Annotated in this window: 13 protein-coding genes; 8 read left to right on the top strand and 5 right to left on the bottom strand. The window is 63.0% G+C overall.

Going from position 1 to position 16,829, the window contains the following annotated elements; genetic code table 11:
- Window positions 1–4: 4 nt before the first annotated feature.
- Window positions 5–3,835 (bottom strand): sensor domain-containing protein, encoded by a 3,831-nt coding sequence (locus tag ABI582_RS22185; RefSeq protein ID WP_442120266.1) that lies wholly within the window; start codon window positions 3,833–3,835, stop codon window positions 5–7.
- Between the two features lie 247 nt (window positions 3,836–4,082).
- Here ABI582_RS22185 and ABI582_RS22180 point away from each other — a divergent pair, with 247 nt between their 5' ends.
- The 3 genes from ABI582_RS22180 (at window position 4,083) to gdhA (ending at window position 8,029) form a co-directional block, all read left to right on the top strand.
- Window positions 4,083–4,496 carry a hypothetical protein gene (locus ABI582_RS22180; RefSeq protein WP_442120265.1) on the top strand — a complete coding sequence of 138 codons (414 nt, stop codon included), beginning with the start codon at window positions 4,083–4,085 and terminating at the stop codon, window positions 4,494–4,496.
- A gap of 303 nt (window positions 4,497–4,799) precedes the next feature.
- Window positions 4,800–6,467 carry an energy-dependent translational throttle protein EttA gene (gene ettA / locus ABI582_RS22175; RefSeq protein WP_016501553.1) on the top strand — a complete coding sequence of 556 codons (1,668 nt, stop codon included), beginning with the start codon at window positions 4,800–4,802 and terminating at the stop codon, window positions 6,465–6,467.
- A gap of 221 nt (window positions 6,468–6,688) precedes the next feature.
- Window positions 6,689–8,029, top strand: coding sequence for an NADP-specific glutamate dehydrogenase (gene gdhA, locus ABI582_RS22170; RefSeq protein WP_442120264.1), 1,341 nt, complete (start codon window positions 6,689–6,691; stop codon window positions 8,027–8,029).
- Between the two features lie 142 nt (window positions 8,030–8,171).
- Here the strand turns inward: gdhA and ABI582_RS22165 are convergent, their stop codons facing one another.
- From ABI582_RS22165 to ABI582_RS22150, 4 genes are all read right to left on the bottom strand, one after another.
- Window positions 8,172–8,675, bottom strand: coding sequence for a GreA/GreB family elongation factor (locus ABI582_RS22165; protein WP_442120263.1), 504 nt, complete (start codon window positions 8,673–8,675; stop codon window positions 8,172–8,174).
- A gap of 68 nt (window positions 8,676–8,743) precedes the next feature.
- Window positions 8,744–9,100 (bottom strand): hypothetical protein, encoded by a 357-nt coding sequence (locus tag ABI582_RS22160; protein ID WP_338746024.1) that lies wholly within the window; start codon window positions 9,098–9,100, stop codon window positions 8,744–8,746.
- Between the two features lie 254 nt (window positions 9,101–9,354).
- Window positions 9,355–11,208, bottom strand: a complete 1,854-nt coding sequence (locus ABI582_RS22155; protein WP_442120262.1) for an Lnb N-terminal periplasmic domain-containing protein — start codon at window positions 11,206–11,208, stop codon at window positions 9,355–9,357.
- A gap of 73 nt (window positions 11,209–11,281) precedes the next feature.
- The gene (locus tag ABI582_RS22150; protein WP_016501548.1) at window positions 11,282–11,770 is read right to left on the bottom strand and encodes a DUF3015 domain-containing protein; all 489 of its coding nucleotides are present in this window, start codon (window positions 11,768–11,770) and stop codon (window positions 11,282–11,284) included.
- 260 nt (window positions 11,771–12,030) lie between these two features.
- Between ABI582_RS22150 and ABI582_RS22145 the strand changes: the two genes are divergently transcribed.
- The 5 genes from ABI582_RS22145 to ABI582_RS22125 all read left to right on the top strand — a co-directional run bounded on the left by ABI582_RS22145 (window position 12,031) and on the right by ABI582_RS22125 (window position 16,790).
- A complete protein-coding gene (locus tag ABI582_RS22145; protein WP_338746026.1) occupies window positions 12,031–14,469 on the top strand; it encodes a Lon protease family protein in 2,439 nt (812 codons plus the stop codon).
- A gap of 161 nt (window positions 14,470–14,630) precedes the next feature.
- Window positions 14,631–14,969, top strand: coding sequence for a PA4575 family protein (locus ABI582_RS22140; protein WP_016484826.1), 339 nt, complete (start codon window positions 14,631–14,633; stop codon window positions 14,967–14,969).
- Window positions 14,970–15,164: 195 nt separating this feature from the next.
- Window positions 15,165–15,653, top strand: coding sequence for a TIGR00645 family protein (locus tag ABI582_RS22135; RefSeq protein ID WP_016501546.1), 489 nt, complete (start codon window positions 15,165–15,167; stop codon window positions 15,651–15,653).
- 128 nt (window positions 15,654–15,781) lie between these two features.
- Window positions 15,782–16,087: a DUF6482 family protein gene (locus ABI582_RS22130; protein ID WP_016501545.1), complete on the top strand. Its 306-nt coding sequence runs from the start codon at window positions 15,782–15,784 to the stop codon at window positions 16,085–16,087.
- A gap of 85 nt (window positions 16,088–16,172) precedes the next feature.
- Window positions 16,173–16,790 (top strand): FKBP-type peptidyl-prolyl cis-trans isomerase, encoded by a 618-nt coding sequence (locus ABI582_RS22125; protein WP_132846719.1) that lies wholly within the window; start codon window positions 16,173–16,175, stop codon window positions 16,788–16,790.
- The last annotated feature ends 39 nt before the right edge of the window (window positions 16,791–16,829 follow it).

Raw genomic sequence — 16,829 nt, 5'->3', positions numbered from 1 at the left:
TGGCTCAATGGAACATGAACAGCGTTTCGTTGGAGAACTGCGCCTCGAACTGGTGTGCCGGCATCGGCCGCCCGAACAGGTAGCCCTGCACTTCGTCGCAGCCATGCTCGCGCAGGAACTCCAGCTGCTCGTGGGTTTCCACGCCCTCGGCGATTACCGCCAGGTTGAGGCTGTGGGCCATGGCGATGATCGCCCGGGCTATCTGCGCGTCCTGCTCGCCTTCGGGCAGGCCGTCGACGAAGGTGCGGTCGATCTTCAGCACGTCGATGGGGAACTGCTTGAGGTAGTTGAGCGATGAGTAGCCGGTGCCGAAGTCGTCAACCGCAATGCTCAGGCCGAGGTTTTTCAGGCTGGCCAGAATTTGCAGCGCCTCGTTCACCTCGCGCATCAGGATACTTTCGGTCAGCTCCAGCTCCAGGCAGGCCGGTGGCAGGCCGCTTTCTTCAAGAATATTGGCAATCCGCGTGCCCAGCTGGCCGTCGGAGAACTGCCGTGCCGAAATGTTCACCGACACCTTCGGCACCCGCACCTTGGCCTTGTGCCAGGCCTTGAGCTGGCGGCTGGCCTCGCGCAGCACCCAGTCGCCCACGTCCACTACCAGGCCCAGTTCCTCGATCACCGGGATAAAGTCGCCCGGCGGCACCAGGCCTCGGGTGGGGTGGCGCCAGCGCAGCAGTGCTTCGGCGCCGGTCAGGCGCTTGCCGTCGCCGCTGAACTGCGGCTGGTAGTAAAGGATGAACTCGTTCTGCTCCATGGCGTGGCGCAGGTCGCTTTCCAGCTCCAGGCGCTCCAGGGCGCTGGCGTTCATCTCGGCCTGGTAGAACTGGAAGTTGTTCTTGCCGCGTTCCTTGGCGTGGTACATGGCGGTGTCGGCGTTTTTCATCAGCTGGCTCAGCTCGCTGCCATCCTGCGGGCTGAGGGCGATGCCGATACTGGCCGTAACGAAGAACTCGCGGTTTTCCAGCACAAACGGCCGCACCAGGCTGCCGAGGATGTTCTCGGCCACGTGGATGGCGCGGTTCAGCGCCAGTTCGCGGCTGGCGCGCGGTTGCAGCAACAGGGTGAACTCGTCGCCGCCCATGCGCGCCACAGTGTCGTCGTCATCCACGCAGGCCAGCAGGCGCAGGGCCATGTCCTTGAGCATGCGGTCGCCGGCAGCATGGCCGAGGGAGTCGTTGATCGGCTTGAAACGGTCGAGGTCGAGGAACATCAGCACCACCCAGCCCTTCTGCCGCTCGGCCTGTTGCAGCGCGTTGTACAGGCGGTCCTGGAACAGTGTGCGGTTGGGCAGGTGGGTGAGGGCGTCGTAGTAGGCCAGGCGGTGGATGCGCTGTTCGCTGGCCTTGCGCTCGCTGATGTCGGTGAAGAAGCACACGTAGCTGGCCAGGTCCCCTTCGTCGTCCAGTACCGCAGTAATGCCCACCCAGGCCGGATAGTGGTCGCCGTCACGGCGCTTGAGCCATACCTCGCCTTCCCAGCTGCCGCGCTGGTGCAGTTGCTTGACCACATAGCGCAGGTGGCCTTCCTGCTGTTCGTCCACGGTGAGCATGCCCGGCAGTTGGTCGAGCACTTCACTCACGGCATAACCACTGACGCGGCTGAACGCCTCGTTGGCCTGCACGATATAACCAGCCGGGTCGGTGATGAGAATGGCCGAAGTGGAATGCTCGAACACCGTCGCGGCCATGCGCAGGTCTTTTTCGGCGCGGCGTTGCTGGCTGATGTCACGGCCTACCCCAAGCACGCCTTCAAAGCGCTGGTCATCGTCCCACACCAGCACCAGGCGCAGTTCGATGGGGATCTTGCGGCCATCGCCGCGCAGGCAGTCGAACACGAACAGCTGGGTCGGCAGTTGGCTGCGCAGTTGGGCCAGCTGGACCGGGTCGCCCATGGCCTTGCTGACGCGCTCCATCAGGCTGTAGATGCCGGTGAGCTGGGCCGGGTTGGCGATGATCGACTGCCAACCGTTGGCGAAGATCCAGTCGGCCTGGTAGCCCAGCACGCTCTGCACCGAAGGGCTGACATAGTTGAGCTTGAGCAGGCTGTCGGTGGAGAAGATCACGTCGCTGATGCTTTCCGCCAGCATGCGGTAGCGCTGTTCGCTGTCGCGCAGCGACTGGCTGGCCTCTATCTGCACGGTCACGTCCTTGCCCACGCCGATGATGCGCGTTACCAGCCCTTCGGCGTCACGGGTCAGCACCTGCTCGCGGATGTCATAGCAGCGCCAGCCGCCATCACGGTGGCGGAAGCGTAACTGGCAGTGCAGCGGGTGGTCATGGCCGCTGTCGCGCTGTTGCTGGCGCAGGGCCTGGTAGTGCGCGGCGTCTTCGGGGTGCAGCAGCAACTCCCAGAAGCGGTCGCCCATCTGCGCAAGTTCGGTGCGGTCGTAACCCAGGGTCTGGCCAAGGTGGCGGTTGCTGAAGATCATCCGCTGGCTGAGCACGTCCTGCACATACAACTGGTCGGGGACGGTGCGCACCACATCCGACCAGAAGCTTTCGCGCTCAAGCAGCGACAGCTCTACCTGCTTGCGGCTGGTGATGTCGCTGATGCTGAGAATGACCGCCTGGTAGTCGCGCCGCTGCTGCGGTAGGCGTGCCATCAGCCACAGGTGCAGCTCGCCGCCCAGCGGCGCCGGCAGGCGTACTTCCAGCTCCAGCAGCGGGCGGTGTTCGATCAGCGCGTCGATCAGTTGCATGCCGATGCTGTCGCGGCCATCGCCCGTGCCGTCGATCAGCCGCTGCCAGGCACCTTCGTGGCAGTTGATGTTCAGCAACTGGCGGGCAACCTGGTTGACCTCGGTGATTTTCAGCTCCAGCAGCAGCGAGCGGCGCAGGTTCGGGTCCAACGCCAGGCTGTGCTTGAGCGCGGCGCGGTTGCGCAGGTGGTAGCGGTCGAGCTGGCCGGGCAGGCTGGACAGGTCGAGCACACACAAAGCCACGCCGGTGCCTTCGAAAATTTCCTGGTAGCGCCGGCGATCTTCCTGCAGCGCGCGCTGGCGGCGGCGCATGTTGATCAGGGCCAGCACCGGCAGCAGGGCGCAGAACAGCACCAGCAGGCACTTGCCGATCAGCGCAGGCAGCAGTTTCTGCTGGGTCAGCTGAGCGTCGAACAGGCCGCGCAGCTGCCAGGTGCTGTTGTCGATGAAGGCCAGCATCACGCTCTGTAGCGGCTCGCTGCCGGTGTCGGCCGGCGCGTGGCGCTGCAGTACCTCGCCGCTGCGGCTGTTTTCCAGTAGCCACAGGGGGTGGCCGGCGCCATCGAGGTAAACGGTGAGGGTGCGGTAGTAGTCCGGCGACAGGCGCAGCAGCCAATAGCCTCGGTCCTGCTCGGGGGGCTGGCGCAGCAGCAGGTAAAGGGTGCGGTTGTCGGCTGCATTGGTGAAGAAGTACGGGCGGCCCTGGTTCAGTGTGAGCAACTCGTCAAGCAACTGGCGGTCGGGGCTGCCGGTCAGGCTGTCGGCGCGCAGTTGCCCGGCGCTGTCCAGCCAGGCCACGCTCTGCAAGGCGGGCAGGCGCTCGCGCAAGGTATCCACAAGCCTCGGCAGGGCGGCGGGCGTCGGCGCATTGACGTAAGGCTGCACCACATTTACCGCCTGCTGCGCCTTGAACGCCATGTTCAGGCTCAGGTGGTCGGCCAGTTCCGCAGTGGCGTCCAGGCTTTGTTTACGCAGGTCGGCCTGGGTGTGGTTGAACTGGGCAAAAAGCTGCCACAGCAGCAGGCCCAGCAGGATCAGGGCAAGCATCGCCAGCGCACCCTTGACCGACCCGCGCAGGGTAGCGGCGGGCGCCTGTGGCGCGGTACGCAATGTCGACGGATGAGTAAGGTTGGTCAAGCGTTGATCCTGCGATTGGGCTGGCGATGGCAGGGAAGCATCATGCACGGTGTGTGCCGGTGTCGGGTGGCGCACAACGGTGGCGCACTATAAGGCCGGACACCCGAAACCGGCTAGCATGCCTAGGATTATGGCAAAGTGCCAGCCATGTTGACCGATGGTGCCGGCCCGGTGGTTCGGCAAGCCCCTGCAACCTGTGCGAGAATAGCGCCCGCTATACATGACAACGCATCGGAGATGTTCGGTTTTGGTTACTCACTTTTCCTCCAATGGCCTCGATTCCGCCTGTGGGCGCAGCAGTCAGACCCTTGTCAGCACTGCCGTGACCGAGGACGTATCCTGCAAGTCTTGCCAGCGCTCGCTGGTCAAACCTGACGCTGGCGCCAGCGCCAAGAGCAAAGCGCCCTCGCTGGCTGAACTGCGCAAGACCGCCAAGGCGGCGGCAGCGCCAACGCCGGCAGAGGCGGCGGTCAAGCCTGCTGCCAAGGTGGTCGGCACTGCGCCTGCGGCTGCCAAACCGGCCAAACCGGCCAATGTGGCCGAGCAGCAACCTGCCCGCAGCGGCGGCTTCAGCGTGAAGTCCGCCTGGGCCGCGCGCCTGGCCGAGCAGGGCGACCGTTGCCGGTTGCCGCGGGGCAAGGGCAAGCAGCGTAAAGTCTGAGCCTTCCTGGCTTGCTGTACTGGCCCTTACGCGGCTAAAGCCGCTCCCACAGGGATATCACCGCCTTCAAGGGCAATGCAGTACCTGTGGGAGCGGCTTTAGCCGCGAAGAGGCCGGCAAAGGCAACAAATTCCCCCCAGGGACAACACCGATCCCACCCCACTCTCGACCCCTCCTATGCAACGCCGCGCGTTGGCGTAGAATGGTCGTCTTTGTCCAATGACACCCGAACACGCATCCCCCTGGCCACGCTGCCTGGGCGATCGTCGATGTCTTTACCTATCTGAATTAGAGGGCTTGGTTTTGGCTCAATACGTCTACACCATGCATCGGCTGAGCAAGGTCGTGCCGCCGAAGCGGGAAATTCTCAAGAACATTTCCCTGTCGTTCTTCCCGGGCGCCAAGATTGGCGTGCTCGGCCTGAACGGCGCCGGTAAATCGACCCTGCTGCGGATCATGGCGGGCGTCGACAAGGAATTCGACGGCGAAGCCCGTCCGATGCCCGACATCAACGTGGGTTACCTGCCACAGGAACCGCAACTGGACCCGACCAAGACCGTGCGTGAAGTGGTCGAGGAAGCGGTCAGCGTGATCAAGGACGCCCAGGCCCGCCTGGACGAGGTCTACGCCGCCTACGCCGACCCGGATGCCGACTTCGACAAGCTGGCTGCCGAGCAGGCCAAGCTGGAAGCCATCCTGCAGGCCGCCGACGGCCACAACCTGGAGCGTCAGCTGGACGTCGCCGCCGACGCCCTGCGTTTGCCGGCCTGGGACGCAAAAATCGAGCACCTGTCCGGTGGTGAAAAGCGCCGTGTGGCCCTGTGCCGCCTGCTGCTGTCGGCCCCCGACATGCTGCTGCTCGACGAACCGACCAACCACCTGGATGCCGATTCGGTGGCGTGGCTTGAGCGCTTCCTGCACGACTTCCCGGGCACCGTGGTAGCCATTACCCACGACCGTTACTTCCTCGACAACGTCGCTGGCTGGATCCTGGAACTGGACCGCGGCGCCGGCATCCCGTACGAAGGCAACTACTCGGGCTGGCTGGAAGCCAAGTCGGACCGTCTGGCGCAGGAATCCAAGCAGCAGAGCGCCCACGAGAAGGCCATGAAAGAGGAACTGGAGTGGGTGCGCAAAGGCGCCAAGGCTCGCCAGTCCAAATCCAAGGCCCGTCTGCAGCGCTTCGAAGAAATGCAGTCGCAGGAATTCCAGAAACGCAGCGAGACCAACGAGATCTACATCCCGGCTGGCCCGCGCCTGGGCGACAAGGTCATCGAGTTCAAGAACGTCTCCAAAGGCTACGGCGACCGCGTGCTGATCGACAACCTGTCGTTCGCCATGCCAAAAGGCGCCATCGTCGGCGTGATCGGTGGTAACGGTGCCGGTAAGTCGACCCTGTTCCGCATGCTGATGGGCAAGGAACAACCGGACTCGGGCAGCATCGAGATCGGTGAAACCGTGCAACTGGCCTGCGTGGACCAGAGCCGCGAAGACCTGGACGGCGCCAAGACCGTGTTCCAGCAGATTTCCGACGGTTCCGACCAGATCCGCATCGGCAACTACGAGATCCCGTCGCGTACCTACGTTGGCCGGTTCAACTTCAAAGGTGGCGACCAGCAGAAGTTCGTCAAGGACCTGTCCGGTGGTGAGCGTGGCCGTCTGCACCTGGCCCTGACCCTGAAGGAGGGCGGTAACGTCCTGCTGCTCGACGAACCGTCCAACGACCTCGACGTCGAAACCCTGCGTTCGTTGGAAGAAGCCCTGCTGGACTTCCCGGGCGCTGCGATCGTGATTTCCCACGACCGTTGGTTCCTGGACCGTGTGGCTACCCACATCCTGGCGTACGAAGACGACTCGAACGTGGTGTTCTTCGAAGGCAACTACACCGAGTACGAAGCCGACCGCAAGAAGCGCCTGGGCGATGCTGCTGCCCAGCCGCACCGTGTACGGCACAAGAAACTGGCCCAGTAAGCCGGTTTTCTGATGCACAAGAATGGGGCCCTTGGTGGCCCCATTTTTGTGCCTGGCTCAAACGGGAAAACAGCTGATCGAGCGCGTGCTTTGTATACACTTATATAAAACGCACCAAATAATTTCAAAAAAACGACATTTCGCCCTATTCCAGTGCGATTGCTTCTTGGTACATTCGAAAAAAAACCAATAAGTCCAATCCTCTTGGTGAGATGTCTACCATGATCGAATCTGTCGACCATTTCCTTGCACGCCTGCAACAGCGTGACCCTGGCCAACCGGAATTCCACCAGGCGGTGGAAGAGGTGCTGCGCACCCTGTGGCCATTCCTTGAAGCCAACCCCCACTACCTGCAATCGGGCATTCTCGAGCGTATGGTCGAGCCTGAGCGCGCGGTGCTGTTCCGCGTTTCCTGGGTGGATGACCAGGGCAAGGTGCAGGTAAATCGCGGCTACCGCATCCAGATGAGCAGCGCCATCGGCCCGTACAAGGGCGGCCTGCGCTTCCACCCGTCGGTAAACCTCAGCGTGCTGAAGTTCCTGGCCTTCGAGCAGGTGTTCAAGAACTCCCTGACCTCGCTGCCCATGGGCGGCGGCAAGGGCGGCTCGGACTTCGACCCTAAAGGCAAGAGCGACGCCGAAGTGATGCGCTTCTGCCAGGCGTTCATGAGCGAGCTGTACCGCCACATCGGCGCTGACTGCGACGTACCGGCCGGTGACATCGGCGTGGGTGCCCGCGAAATCGGCTTCATGTTTGGCCAGTACAAGCGCCTGGCCAACCAGTTCACGTCGGTGCTGACCGGTAAAGGCATGACCTACGGCGGCAGCCTGATCCGCCCGGAAGCCACCGGCTTCGGCTGCGTGTACTTCGCCGAAGAAATGCTCAAGCGCCATGACAAGCGTATCGACGGGCGCCGCGTGGCGGTTTCCGGCTCGGGCAACGTGGCCCAGTATGCGGCGCGTAAAGTGATGGACCTAGGCGGCAAGGTGATCTCGCTGTCCGACTCCGAAGGCACCCTATACGTTGAAGCCGGCCTGACCGATGCCCAGTGGGACGCCTTGATGGAGCTGAAGAACGTCAAGCGCGGCCGCCTGAGCGAACTGGCCGGGCAGTACGGCCTGGAGTTCCGCAAGGGCCAGACCCCGTGGAACCTGCCGTGCGACATCGCCCTGCCGTGCGCCACGCAGAACGAGCTGGGCGCCGAAGACGCCCGTACGCTGCTGCGCAATGGCTGCATCTGCGTGGCCGAAGGCGCCAACATGCCGACCACCCTCGAAGCTGTGGATATCTTCCTGGACGCCGGCATCCTGTATGCCCCGGGCAAAGCCTCCAACGCCGGTGGCGTGGCTGTGTCGGGCCTGGAAATGTCGCAGAACGCCATGCGCCTGCTGTGGACTGCCGGTGAAGTGGACAGCAAGCTGCACAACATCATGCAGTCGATTCACCATGCTTGCGTGCACTACGGTGAAGAGGCCGATGGCCGTATCAACTACGTCAAAGGTGCGAACATCGCAGGCTTTGTGAAGGTGGCTGATGCGATGCTGGCCCAAGGCGTAGTCTGACCTGAAGCCGCAGGGGGCCGCTTTGCGGCCCATCGCGACACAAGGCCGCTCCTACAGGATCGCGCGATCATTCAGGTTGTCGCGGCCCCTGTGTAGGAGCGGCCTTGTGTCGCGATGGGCTGCAAAGCAGCCCCCTTGGCCCTCAATGTTCACCCTCGACCTCGATCCCGACCACTTCAATCACCTGATCCCCCACCGGCCGCCGCCAAACCACTTCATCCCCAGGCCCCGCGCCCAGCAAAGCCCGCCCAAGCGGCGAACCCCAGTTGATCAACCCCCGCCCAGCATCCGCTTCATCCTCGCCTACCAGTTGCACCACATGCTCCTGGTCCTGCGCATCGACAAACCGCACCCGGCTACCAATCTGCACCTTGCTGCGTGAAGTCGCTGCCGGCACTACCTGAGCACTCTGCACCCGCGCATTGAAGTAGCGCAGGTCCCGTTCGGTATCGGCCAGCCGCTGCTTGTCGCCCCGTTCGCCCTGTGCCTGCAGTTCGCTGCGCAAGGCATTAAGCTCGGCCACGCGGGCGTGGAGCTGGCGCAGGCCGTTGGCGGTGACGTAGTTGGGTTGTTCGCTGACGCGACGCTCCACCGGCTGGTCGGCCTGGGCGGCAGCCTGGTCTTCGTTGACGAATGCTCGGCTCATGCAGGGCCTCCTATTTGCAGGAGACCATCATGGCAGGCCGCCGGTTTCAAGGAATGTCCGTTTGCGACTCAGTTGTGGCGATAAGCCTTGGCGGCGCCGCGGTCCTTTTCCTGCTCCCAATCGCGGTCGCGCTGGTCCCAGAAGCGTTCGTGGTACTCGCGCTGTTCTTCACTGTTCTGCATGGCATGGCACTGGCGGAAGCCGTCGTCCCAGCCGGTTTCGTACTGGCGCTCGTGCAGGTAGCGCGGCACGTTCTTGCTGAAGCCGCCCACCATCAGCCCGGCCGCCTGCCGGCCGCTGCTGCAGCCATCCTGAAAGCCATCGGCATAGGCAGGGGGATAACCATGGCTGAGCATCTGCTCGTGGGTGGTTTCGCAACCTGACAGCAACAACGCAACGCACACGCCGAACCAGTACCGCGACATGACCACCAGACCCTCCCGTAGATAATGGAAAGTCTAGGCGGCCATTTGTCGAGGAGCTGTCAAAACAGTGTCAAAGAGTCGATTGGATACACAGTTTCCAGTCTGACGCGCTCTGTGTAGGAGCGGCCTTGTGCCGCGAATGGGCCGCAGAGCGGCCCCGGGGTTTCAGCGAAGATGCAAAAATTGCTGGGGCCGCGCTGCGGCCCGATCGCGACACAAGGCCGCTCCTACAAAAAGCGCGCAGGCCCGACCAGCTAGTAGTCATACCACTTCAGTTCCAGCATCACTTCGTTCTGCGCCGTAGCCAGGTGGCTGAACTCGCGCGAGGCACTCAACCGCAGCCCCAGGTTCTGGCTGAGCTCCCACTGCTGGTTCAGGCTCACACTGCGCCGCACTTCGCCGTTGGTGAAGTAATCACCCTTGGCCTCCAGCGTCATGTTGCCCAAGCCGTTGCGCCACAGCAGCCCGCCATTGAACCCTGCCGCCGGGGCAATGAACTGGGCGAAGTCGTTGTGATGCTCGACCCGCACCGTACCCAGGGCAAAACCCAGCAACCCGTCGGCCAGTTGCCAGGTGCCACCGGCGCCGCCGTTCACGTGGCTTAACAGCACCTCGTCATCATGCTTGCCCGGCACCCGCTCCAGGCCGCCGGCCACTTGCCACGACCAGGGCTTGAGCAGCTCGTTACGGGGTGTCAGCGAGCGAATGGTGGCCAGGTCCAGGCGCTGCACCTGCCAGTCATTACCCTCGTACTGGCGCACCTTCAGCTGCAGGATCTCGATTTGCGCACCCAGCGGGAAGCCGTAGGCATTGTCGTTCAGGTCGTGGTAGGCCATGCGCAGGCCGTACTCGGCGTAAGCGCGGTCTTCACGGGTGCCCACGCCCAGTTGCCAGGTGCGTGAGTCATGGCCATCCTCGGGCAGGCCGGGGCGCTCGATCTGCAAGGGCGGCGGCGGGTTGCTGTTGATCGCCCGCAGCAGCTCGAAGCTGCGTTTGGCCTGCCCGGGGTCGCGTTCCTGGCCGTTGGCCCGGTAGCGCTCCAGGCGATAGGCGGCGTCTTGTACCAACGCCTGGCGTTCACGGGGCAGGGCCTTGAATTCGGGGCTTTGCAACTGTGCAGTGTTGGCACTCACGGCCAGCACCTGACGCTTTTCGTCGTGGTCGAGCGGCTCCGCACGGGCCAGCAGTTCACGTTCGCGGGAAGGGCGGTAGACCTCGCTGGCGACCAGGCCGGACTGTTTCACGGCCTTGACCGTATCGGTCGGGATGGCGGTCAGCGGGAACTGCGATGTCAGGTCCAGGCTCGGCCGAGCCACTTGCAGCAGCTCCAGCAGCCGATACGAGCAGTTTTCGTCGAAGAAGAAGTAGTCGAACTGGATCTGCTTGAGCTCCCACACATGCTCGACCATGCGCCCGGTTTCTTCGGGGGTGAGGTCCAGCTGGTATTCCCACAGGTCGCGGTTTTCCAGGCTGCGGTATTCGGACAGTTTTTCCTGGTAGGGCATCAGCGCGAACAGCCCTGGGTAGCCGCCCATCAGGCCCTTCCAGGCGTACAGGATGCTGTTGTCGCTGCCTTCGATGTAGGCGCCGAAGTTGATCGCGTAGCTCAGCAGCGTGGTGTCGTCGTTGCGCGTGCTGGACTGGTCGATGCGCAGCAGGGTGTGGCCGAACATCGACGACGGGCTGTTCAGGTAGGCCGCCGGGAAGATCAACGCGGCGCTGTGCGGGTCGATCGACTGGTACCAGGTCTTGAACTCCTGGCAGTCCGGTTGCGGCAAGCCTTGCAGGTCAAGCTGTTCGCGCAGCCAGCGGGTGCGCGCGGGGAATACGCATTGGGCGTGCTTGTCGCCGAGGCTGGCCGGGGCATACAGCGCATCGACCGTAGCCTTGAGTTCTTGATCCGGGTGGTGCGCACCGTCTTCGGCGAGGAAGAAGGCATCATCGTCCACATAGCTACGCCAGCCGCCGAGCTTGGCGGTTTCGTAGTGACCAATGGCGAGCCAGTAAGGGGTATTGGCCAGTTGCTGGAGACGGCCTTGATCCAGCACGGGCGCGGCATGAACAGGGGCGCAGGCACACAGCGCCAGGGAAGCGAGGCGTTTGAGCATATCGGGCAACTACTTCTTCACGATGCCGAAAAAGGCGAAACCCGCCCCCGTGGGGGGGCGGGAACAGCAGTGCTTAGGCCTCGGTAGCGTATTTGGCCAGGCGTGGGTCGCTCTTCAGAACGGCCAGGGTGTTGGTGTGGACAGTTTCGGCGGTGACATCGGCGCTGCTGAAGATCTGGTTGAAGTGCTGGTGGGTAACCGAGTTGAAGTAGACGCGGTCTTCCGGGGCCACGCCAAGCACTACGGCATAGGTGGTCAGTGCTTCGCCCTGGCCCATGGCCATGTCTTCGGACAGCTCGTTCATCATGCCGTTCATGGCAAACCAGGACTTGCCGCCGTAGGTCAGCGAAGCCTTGGTGGAGCAGCCGTTGGTGCCGGAGGTCATGCCGAAGGTGGCGTTACCGGATGTGCCGTTGGTGGTAGAAGCCAGGAAGTGTGCCGGAGTGCCACGCTGGCCTTCGAACAGCATGTTGCCCCAACCGCAGTTCGGGCCGCCAGGCGCTTCGGCCATGGCGTTGAGCGAGACCACGGTGAACAGAGTACCCAGAAGAATCCGTTTCATAGCATTTGTTCTCTTTGTCTTAACCAAGGGTCAGGGTTTCTGGCAACTCGGTTGCCAGGTCGGGAAAGCTTTTCACCCACCCGCGCAGCTTGGAGTTTAGGCACGATCTAAAGGTTGCGTTGTTGATTGCGAAAAATTTGCTGTTACATGACCTGCACGGGCTGCGACCTGCCGCGATATAAAGTCCCGTAGAGCCTTGCAAGGCGCGCTGGGGCAGCGCCAGAATGCTGCTCATCTGCCCGCCGAAGTAAGGAAACCCAATGCCCGATCCTGTCGCTGCGCGCCTGCGTCTCGCGCCTGAAGCCCTGACCCGGCGTTTCTCCCCCGAGCAGTTTGCCTTTACCCATACCGACGATCTGGAGCCGTTTCGCGGAGTCCTGGGCCAGGAACGTGCTGTCGAGGCCCTGCAGTTCGGCGTGGCCATGCCCCGCCCCGGTTACAACGTATACGTGATGGGCGAGCCCGGCACCGGGCGCTTCTCGTTCGTCAAGCGCTACCTCAAGGCCGAGGGCAAGCGCCAGCACACCCCGGCCGACTGGGTCTACGTCAACCACTTCGATGACACCCGCGAGCCCCGTGCCTTGGAATTGCCGTCGGGCAGCGCCGCCGAGTTCATCAGCGACATGGGCGGGTTGATCGACAACCTGCTGTCCACCTTCCCGGCAGTGTTCGAGCACCCGTCGTACCAGCAGAAGAAAGGCGCCATCGACCGCGCCTTCAACCAGCGCTACGACCGCGCCCTGGATGTGATCGAGCGGGCCTCGCTGGAAAAGGACGTGGCCTTGTACCGCGACGCCAGCAACGTCGCCTTCACGCCGATGGCTGAGGGCAAGGCGCTGGACGAAGCCGAGTTCGCCCAGTTGCCGGAAGCGGTGCGCGAGCAGTTCCACGAAGACATTGCCTTGCTCGAGGAACAGCTGAACGAAGAGCTGGCCAGCCTGCCGCAGTGGAAGCGCGAGTCGAACAACCAGCTGCGCCAGCTCAACGAAGAAACCATCACCCTGGCCTTGCAGCCGTTGCTGGCGCCGCTGTCGGAAAAGTACGCCGAGAACGCAGCGGTGTGCGCCTACCTGCAGTCGGTGCAACTCAACCTGCTGCGTACCGTGGTCGAGCAACTGGTCGACGACAGCAAGACCGACGCCGTCGCGCGCAAGCTGCTGGAAGAGCAGTACGCCCCAAGCCTGGTGGTCGGCCACCATGCCGCCGGTGGCGCGCCAGTGGTGTTTGAGCCGCACCCGACTTACGATAACCTGTTCGGCCGCATCGAATACAGCACCGACCAGGGCGCGCTGTATACCTCGTACCGCCAGCTGCGCCCAGGCGCGTTGCACCGTGCCAACGGCGGCTTCCTGATTCTTGAAGCCGAGAAGATGCTCGGCGAGCCGTTCGTGTGGGATGCGCTCAAGCGTGCGCTGCAGTCGCGCAAGCTGAAGATGGAGTCACCGATCGGTGAGCTGGGCCGTGTGGCCAGCGTCAGCCTTCAGCCGCAGATGATTCCGCTGAACGTGAAACTGGTGATCATCGGCTCACGCCAGCTGTACTACGCGCTGCAGGACCACGACCCGGACTTCCAGGAGATGTTCCGCGTGCTGGTGGACTTCGACGAAGACATGCCCATGGTCGACGAGAACCTGGAGCAGTTCGCCCAGCTGTTGCGTACCCGTACCAACGAAGAGGGCATGGCGCCGCTGACCAGTGACGCGGTAGCACGCCTGGCCACCTACAGCGCCCGCCTGGCAGAAAACCAGTCACGCCTGTCGGCGCGTATCGGTGACTTGTTCCAGCTGGTCAGCGAAGCCGATTTCATCCGTCAGCTGGCCAGTGACGAAATGACCGACGCCGGGCACATCGAACGTGCGCTCAAGGCCAAGGCCACCCGCACCGGGCGTGTTTCGCAGCGGGTGCTGGACGACATGCTGGCCGGCATCATCCTGATCGACACCGAAGGTGCGGCCATTGGCAAGTGCAACGGCCTCACCGTACTGGAAGTGGGCGACTCGGCGTTTGGTATGCCGGCGCGTATCTCTGCCACCGTGTACCCGGGCGGCAGCGGCATTGTCGACATCGAGCGCGAGGTCAACCTTGGCCAGCCGATCCACTCCAAGGGTGTGATGATCCTCACCGGGTACCTGGGCAGCCGCTATGCCCAGGAGTTCCCGCTGGCGATCTCCGCGAGCATTGCCCTGGAGCAGTCCTACGGCTATGTGGACGGTGACAGCGCCTCGCTGGGCGAAGCCTGCACGCTGATCTCGGCCTTGTCGCGCACGCCGCTCAAGCAGTGCTTTGCCATCACCGGGTCCATCAACCAGTTTGGTGAAGTACAGGCGGTGGGTGGGGTCAACGAGAAGATCGAGGGCTTCTTCCGTCTCTGCGAGGCGCGTGGCCTGACCGGCGAGCAGGGGGTGATCATCCCGCGTGCCAACGTCGCCACGCTGATGCTCGACGAGCGCGTGCTGCAGGCCGTGGAGAACGGCATGTTCCACGTTTATGCGGTCAGCCAGGCTGATGAGGCGCTGAGCCTGCTGGTGGGCGAGGAGGCCGGGGTGCCCGATGAGCAGGGCCAGTTTACCGAGGGCAGCGTCAACGCCCGTGTGGTGGAACGCCTGCGTGAAATCGCCGAGATGATCAGCGAAGAAGACATCGAGAAGGCGGAAAAGGAACGCCTGGAAGAGGTGATCGCCCAGGCCAAGCCGGCCTGAGTCAATAAACCGGCGCTAGCGGCGATGTGCTACCGTTCAGCGCCGGTTTTCCATCTTTCTGTGCTGTTATTCTATGCTGGAACTTAAGGACAGTATCAGCGTTCAGGATGGAAACAGCCTGGTGTTCAGGCTGAACAAGGCTTATTGGAGGGGACGCCGCCATGCGCAACCTCAGCCTCACACGCCAGTGCCTGGGCCTGGTGACCCGCATCGAATGCAGTATTCGCCCACTGGCCGGGGATAACGGCATGTGGACGCTGCTGTTCGCCGCCGGCATGGCCGGTGAGCAACCTTCCGCGATCAAGGCCCAGGGGCCGTTTCATGGGCCGTTGGTGGCCGAATCAGTGCTCAACGCCATCGTCGACAGCCTGACCTTGCATGGCTACCAGGTATCCGAAGACCCGCAGATCTGGTGCTTGCACCTGCAGGCCCAGTTGCGGCGGATCAATGGCGAGCGGTGCCGGAACCTGGGGGATTACCAGTTTCATCCTGAGACCTGAACCATTGCCGGGGCCGCTTTGCGGCCCATTCGCAGCACAAGGCTGCTCCTACAAGGGACTGCGATCTCCTGTAGGAGCAGCCTTGTGCTGCGAATGGGCTGCAAAGCAGCCCCATTCACCGGGCTTTTGCTGTAACAGGTGGCTGGCTATACTCGCTGTCGTTTTTTTAGTCACCTGACGAGTCCCAAACCCTCCATGGAACGTATTCTCGAAAACGCGATGTATGCCTCGCGCTGGCTGCTCGCCCCCATCTACTTCGGCCTGTCCCTCGGCCTGCTGGCCCTGGCGCTGAAATTCTTCCAGGAAGTGGTCCACGTCCTGCCCAACGTCTTTGCCCTGAGCGAAGCTGACCTGATCCTGGTGATCCTCTCGCTGATCGACATGTCGCTGGTGGGTGGCCTGCTGGTGATGGTGATGATCTCCGGCTACGAGAACTTCGTCTCGCAACTGGACATCGACGACAGCAAGGAAAAGCTCAACTGGCTGGGCAAGATGGACTCCTCGTCGTTGAAGATGAAGGTGGCTGCGTCGATCGTGGCAATTTCGTCCATTCACCTGCTGCGGGTGTTCATGGATGCGCAGAACATCTCCACCGACTACCTGATGTGGTACGTGATCATCCACATGACCTTTGTGGTTTCGGCGTTCTGCATGGGCTACCTGGACAAGCTGACCAAGCACTGAGCCCGGTTGTTGCCTGCACCGCCCGGCCGTTGCAAAACGGACGGGCGGTGTCGTTTCTGGCTTGTGCTTTATGCTCGCCTGTACGAAAAATGAGCACTCATGCGTGGTTCTCATCGCGAGGTGCTTACATGAACCTGCATCAGCTCAATCTCGAGGCCAGGGCTGGCCATGTCGACGAAGTGAACCTGATCGCCATCGAAGGCGGCGATTACCTCATTGAAGCCCGCCTCAAAGGGCGCGCCCACCCGCTGTCTGACACCCGTGGCGAGCGCTTGCGCGTGCACTCGGTGGAGGACGCCCGCAAGTTGCTGCAAACCATCCCCATGGTCTCGATGAACCTGGTGCACTGGTCGGTGCAGGACGAGATGTGCGGCATGGGTTCGCACCCCGAAGAAGACCTCAAGGTGCCGATTTCCCAGCGTTCGGCTTGGTAGCTGCTCGCAGCTTCCCAGTGTGCTAGGCTGCTCGCCCTTTTCATCAAGGGCGCGGCTGCACTGCGCCCTGCAGTGGAGCACGACAATGTCCGAACTCAATCTGTCTACCGACGAAACGCGCGTCAGCTACGGTATCGGCCGTCAGCTGGGCGGCCAGCTGCGCGACAACCCGCCACCAGGCGTCAGCCTGGAAGCCATCCTGGCCGGCCTGACCGACGCCTTCAACGGCGCCGACAGCCGCGTCAGCGAAGCCGACCTGTCGGCCAGCTTCAAAGTGATCCGCGACATCATGCAAGCCGAAGCGGCTGCCAAGGCAGAAGCTGCTGCTGGCGCTGGCAAGGAATTCCTGGCCGAAAACGCCAAGCGTGAGGGCATCACCACCCTGGCTTCGGGCCTGCAGTTTGAAGTATTGACCGCAGGTGAAGGCGCCAAGCCGACCCGCGAAGACAACGTGCGTACGCACTACCACGGCACCCTGATCGACGGCACCGTGTTCGACAGCTCCTACGAGCGTGGCCAGCCGGCTGAATTCCCGGTAGGTGGCGTGATTGCTGGCTGGACCGAAGCCCTGCAGCTGATGAATGCCGGCAGCAAATGGCGCCTGTACGTGCCGAGCGAGCTGGCCTACGGCGCCCAAGGCGTTGGCAGCATCCCGCCGCACAGCGTGCTGGTGTTCGACGTCGAGCTGCTCGACGTTCTGTAATACCGCTGGGGCCGCGTTGCGGCCCATTCGCGGCACAAG

It is taken from the genome of Pseudomonas sp. SAS7 (assembly GCF_052112345.1).
Taxonomy (GTDB): Bacteria; Pseudomonadota; Gammaproteobacteria; order Pseudomonadales; family Pseudomonadaceae; genus Aquipseudomonas; species Aquipseudomonas putida_Q.
Note: the sequence above shows the minus strand (reverse complement) of the source record. Positions and strands in the feature narration are given on the sequence as shown.

What these genes read in the sequence shown, in the direction of transcription:
- gdhA (WP_442120264.1), top strand. Translation starts at nt 6,689, where the DNA reads ATGATCGAATCTGTCGACCATTTCCTTGCACGCCTGCAACAGCGTGAC.
- ABI582_RS22165 (WP_442120263.1), bottom strand. Translation starts at nt 8,675, where the DNA reads ATGAGCCGAGCATTCGTCAACGAAGACCAGGCTGCCGCCCAGGCCGAC.
- ABI582_RS22160 (WP_338746024.1), bottom strand. Translation starts at nt 9,100, where the DNA reads ATGTCGCGGTACTGGTTCGGCGTGTGCGTTGCGTTGTTGCTGTCAGGT.
- ABI582_RS22155 (WP_442120262.1), bottom strand. Translation starts at nt 11,208, where the DNA reads ATGCTCAAACGCCTCGCTTCCCTGGCGCTGTGTGCCTGCGCCCCTGTT.
- ABI582_RS22150 (WP_016501548.1), bottom strand. Translation starts at nt 11,770, where the DNA reads ATGAAACGGATTCTTCTGGGTACTCTGTTCACCGTGGTCTCGCTCAAC.
- ABI582_RS22145 (WP_338746026.1), top strand. Translation starts at nt 12,031, where the DNA reads ATGCCCGATCCTGTCGCTGCGCGCCTGCGTCTCGCGCCTGAAGCCCTG.
- ABI582_RS22140 (WP_016484826.1), top strand. Translation starts at nt 14,631, where the DNA reads ATGCGCAACCTCAGCCTCACACGCCAGTGCCTGGGCCTGGTGACCCGC.
- ABI582_RS22135 (WP_016501546.1), top strand. Translation starts at nt 15,165, where the DNA reads ATGGAACGTATTCTCGAAAACGCGATGTATGCCTCGCGCTGGCTGCTC.
- ABI582_RS22130 (WP_016501545.1), top strand. Translation starts at nt 15,782, where the DNA reads ATGAACCTGCATCAGCTCAATCTCGAGGCCAGGGCTGGCCATGTCGAC.
- ABI582_RS22125 (WP_132846719.1), top strand. Translation starts at nt 16,173, where the DNA reads ATGTCCGAACTCAATCTGTCTACCGACGAAACGCGCGTCAGCTACGGT.